This window comes from Moorena sp. SIO4E2 (assembly GCF_010671945.1).
Classification (GTDB): Bacteria; Cyanobacteriota; Cyanobacteriia; order Cyanobacteriales; family Coleofasciculaceae; genus Moorena; species Moorena producens.
The window spans coordinates 1-4076 of record NZ_JAAHIE010000604.1; the positions used below are offsets into that span (position 1 = coordinate 1).

Consider the following 4076-nt stretch of genomic DNA (forward strand, 5'->3'; position numbering starts at 1 on the left):
GTAAGCGATGCAGAGGTGCGACCCGTGGCGAATTTAATTCGCCAAGGTCAAGCGCACCATTACGGTCTTGGGGGTTTCCCCCATGAGCGACTGCATCAAGAAGCGCAAGAGTTTGACTTCTGACAAAGGACTTCTGACAAAGGACTTCTGACTTCTGCTATAGCACCATCTGTAGCCCATAAGCTGATACGCGACACGCTGATAGCTGATAGCTGACGGCTGAATGCTTACCCCTATTCTCTGTTGCCTGTTGCCTGTTGCCTGTTGCCTGTTTCCAAAAATCCCCAAATTATGTACTTCACCCCATTTAAAACCGCTATATCTCGATTATTTATACATAGCTAAATTATTGAATTTAAATTATTTACATTCCTATTTATAGCGTTCCTCGCAATTATGATGTACAGTCTTCTTTGACGTTGATTCCCTGTTAGGTGCGCTTTCCTCATCTAATTATTAAATTCGCCACGGGTCGCACCTCTTGATGCAGCGCATCCCTATTCCCTATTCCCTATTCCCTATTCCCTATTCCCTATTCCCTATTCCCAGATCCGCTGTTCCCTATTCCCTATTCCCTATTCCCTATTCCCTATTCCCTAAAATCCCGAAATTGTGTACCTCATAGCTATGATAATTGCTATATAGAATATTTTTTGACGTAATAAATTATCAAAAAGTACCCTTAAGGGTACTGTTGAACCATAACTAAGCCTCCCATCATAGAAACAAGCTGATTGACTGACAAAATTATCCTGAGCAAAGGATAAAGTCATGAAAGATTGAATGGGTAACCTTATGATGGTGAATCCCTAGTAAAGACTGAAAAGCAGACTAGGTAAGATTATCCTGACTTTTGTCAGTCAACCAGTATAACTAGTCAAAAGCGACAGAGTATTATTTTTAAGTAAAGAAAAATTATGGTAAAAATTCAAGCTGAAAGCTTTCCCAATCTAACGAATTTTGTAATTGCTAATAATAGCGATGCTGAGGGTAATTCAGTCATCAGCCTATTTGACGCTGGAAGTGATACTAGTTTCCCCTCTGGTACTGCTACCAGAACCTTTGACCTAGCTACTGGTAACTACGAAGTAAGGCTGGGCTACTTTGATGAGACTGATGGGGATAGCACCATAGATATCACTATTGGCGATACCGAATTGCCAACCTTAACTCTCAATGACCCCCCTGATGGTGCTGGTATTGCCGCTAATGCTGCTGCTTTCGTCAATCAACAGATTAGCAATAGCATATTCATCGAAAATGGAGACCTGATCACAATTAACGGTACTTCTGATGGCGACGAATTTACCCGAATTGACTTCATTGAATTCAATGCACTCAATGTCCCTTCTGCGGATATTTTTTGGCGTAATTCCGAGACTGGAGACAATCGTGCCTGGATCATGGATGGCACCAACTTGGATCAGTCAAATCCGATTCAATCGGAACCAGCTGACAGTCCCTGGGAGATGCGTGGTGCTGGAGACTTTGACGGCGATGAGCAAAAGGATATTATCTGGCGTAATACCGATACCGGAGATGTTGGCTTCTGGTTAATGGAAGGCTTTGAGTTCAAAAGCGGAGCATCTAGCACCCAGGTATCAGACCTCAACTGGGAAATCCGTGGCACGGGAGATTTCGACAGTGATGGAGAAGAAGATATTCTCTGGCGTAATACCAATACCGGAGAAAATGCGGTTTGGTTGATGAATGGCACGGAGCTGGATCAGGGAGTGTTGATTACCAGGCAAAGTAATGGTGAGAATTTGCTGCTACCAGAAGACGGTCTATGGGAGATGCAAGGTGCTGGAGATTTAGATAACGATGGTGACGCGGATATTCTGTGGCGCAATACTCAAAACCAAGAGATCTACTACTGGCGGATGGATGGTACTGAGTATGTAGAGTCAGTGTTCATTGACTCAGCACCAATCAGCGGTGATTGGGAAATTCGTGGTACTATGGACTTTGACGATAATGGTTTTGACGATATCCTGTTGCGTAATGGCTCTGACGGACAAAATGGGATCTGGCTAATGAATGAAACGGGGCTACAGCAGGCAGTTGCCACCGAGTCCTTAACAGGGGACGAGTGGCAAAGCTATGTTTAATATGCCAGTCTGGTTAATTATTCATTAGTGATTCAATAAGCAATTAGCATTCAGCAGACAGCTGAATGCTAATGTGATTCAAAGCCCGATAATTAAAGGGATTAACTGAACTTGATATTAATCGTTTCAACTACTACTTAACTACTACTTACCAGTGGGAAAAGCACCAGGTCGCACGGTCAATTTAGTATCTCGTTGATTGCGGCGCAACTCTAGGATTAAATCACTGCCTACTTTCGTTTTAGCCACAGACTTCTGAACTTCTGTTGCATCTTTGACCGGCTGATCATTGATTTTGCGGATCACATCACCCGCACGCAATCCTGCTTTGGCAGCTGGGGAATTAGCTATTACTTTGGCAATCAATACCCCTTTTTCTTCATCAACCATCAATCCAGCATTGGGATTACTGTTGATCTGTTGTTTAACTTCTGGGGTTAAGGTTACCATCTGGATGCCCAAGTAAGGATGTTCTACTTTACCCTCAACAATCAGTTGCTCAGCAATTCCTTCCACCGTATTAATGGGAACGGCAAATCCTAATCCTTGAGCACCCCGAATAATGGCTGTGTTCATGCCAATCACTTCACCGGAGGCATTGAGCAGGGGTCCGCCAGAATTACCGGGGTTAATGGCAGCATCGGTTTGGATAAATTCCACTCGCTTATCGGGAACACCGACTTGAGAGCTAGAACGACCGGTAGCACTAATGATGCCAGTGGTTACAGTACTATCTAAACCAAGGGGATTACCAATTGCGATCGCCCATTCTCCTGGGGTGAGTTGATCAGAATCACCGAGAGCAACGGTAGGTAAGTTTTCTGCCTCAATCTGGATCACGGCTACATCTGTCAAGGGATCGCTTCCCACTACCGTCCCTTTAAATTGGCGACCATCTTTGAGGATTACATTAACAGTATCCGCACTATCGACTACATGGGCATTGGTGAGAATATAACCATCGGTATCGATAATGAAACCTGAACCGGTACCCTGTTCAACTCGCTCTTGGGGTACATCGGGAAATGGTAACCTAAAAAATTCCCGGAACATCGGGTTTCTAAAAGTATCTGGGACTCTACTGGTGACGGTTCTAGAAGCGTTAATCCGCACCACTGCTGGTCCAACTTGTTCTACCACATTGGTGATAAAGTTGGGATTTTGAGTCACCACAGGTTTACTGCCTGGGAGCCTAGCTGTTTTGTTCTGAGGGACAATTGCTTCAGGGGATGTGGATTCGGGAAGAGAGTTACGTAATGCTACATAACCGCCGGAAAAGCCTAACCCTGCTCCCAGTAACAACAGTGACACATAAGTTCCTGCTTTTTTTAACGGATTACGGGTGGTGTGATTAGATTTGGGGGTTTGATGGTCTAATAGCATAAGATTCTGTTGACAAAAGGGTAGATCGACTGGTATTTCGACTGGGAGGCAGTGGGCTTGATATTGGTTTTGAATCAGTGTCAGCAATAACTGGGCTTTGATTAATTGATGATTTACGCACCAAGATTATTATTAATCAAAGGCTGAAATCGTTGTAATTAGGTTAATAAAGTGGGTTAGCGGTGTAAGTCCTATAATTTAATCTAGACATGTTCTGTTAATTTTCTGTGAGAGCAGTGTTTAACTTAGATTAAAATTATTGAGGGTCGGGACCTGAATACAATTGGCAATACAATTAGCAAGGGAAGCCACCCTTCGCTTCGGGGGCTATACCATAGGGGCAACGAGGCAGAAATAGTCCCTATCCAATATGATTATTAGTCTAGCGCATTCCCCTAGTCATGGAGGTTGACAATACTACCAATCTGTGATGGGTTAACCGAACATCTATACACTTCTAAGATGAAATAGTGTCAGAAATGCTACCTTAGCGTGATTTGGTAATGGATAATGGGTGATTGGTGATTCGCTAACTATTACTGAAACTATTACTGATTACCGATTACTGATTACCTAGGAATT

The 4076-nt window shown here is 43.4% G+C and carries 3 protein-coding genes; 2 read left to right on the plus strand and 1 reads right to left on the minus strand.

Annotation, left to right across the window (positions count from 1 at the left end; genetic code table 11):
• Positions 1 to 484: 484 nt before the first annotated feature.
• Both F6K37_RS33890 and F6K37_RS33895 read left to right on the plus strand, forming a co-directional pair.
• Entirely contained in the window at positions 485 to 625 is a 141-nt protein-coding gene (locus F6K37_RS33890; protein WP_287255116.1) for a hypothetical protein, read from the plus strand.
• Between the two features lie 292 nt (positions 626 to 917).
• A complete protein-coding gene (locus F6K37_RS33895) occupies positions 918 to 2111 on the plus strand; it encodes an FG-GAP repeat domain-containing protein (RefSeq protein ID WP_008180010.1) in 1194 nt (397 codons plus the stop codon).
• A 144-nt stretch (positions 2112 to 2255) separates the two neighbouring features.
• Here F6K37_RS33895 and F6K37_RS33900 read toward each other — a convergent pair whose 3' ends face one another.
• Positions 2256 to 3494 carry an HhoA/HhoB/HtrA family serine endopeptidase gene (locus F6K37_RS33900; protein ID WP_287255117.1) on the minus strand — a complete coding sequence of 413 codons (1239 nt, stop codon included), beginning with the start codon at positions 3492 to 3494 and terminating at the stop codon, positions 2256 to 2258.
• Positions 3495 to 4076 lie beyond the last annotated feature (582 nt).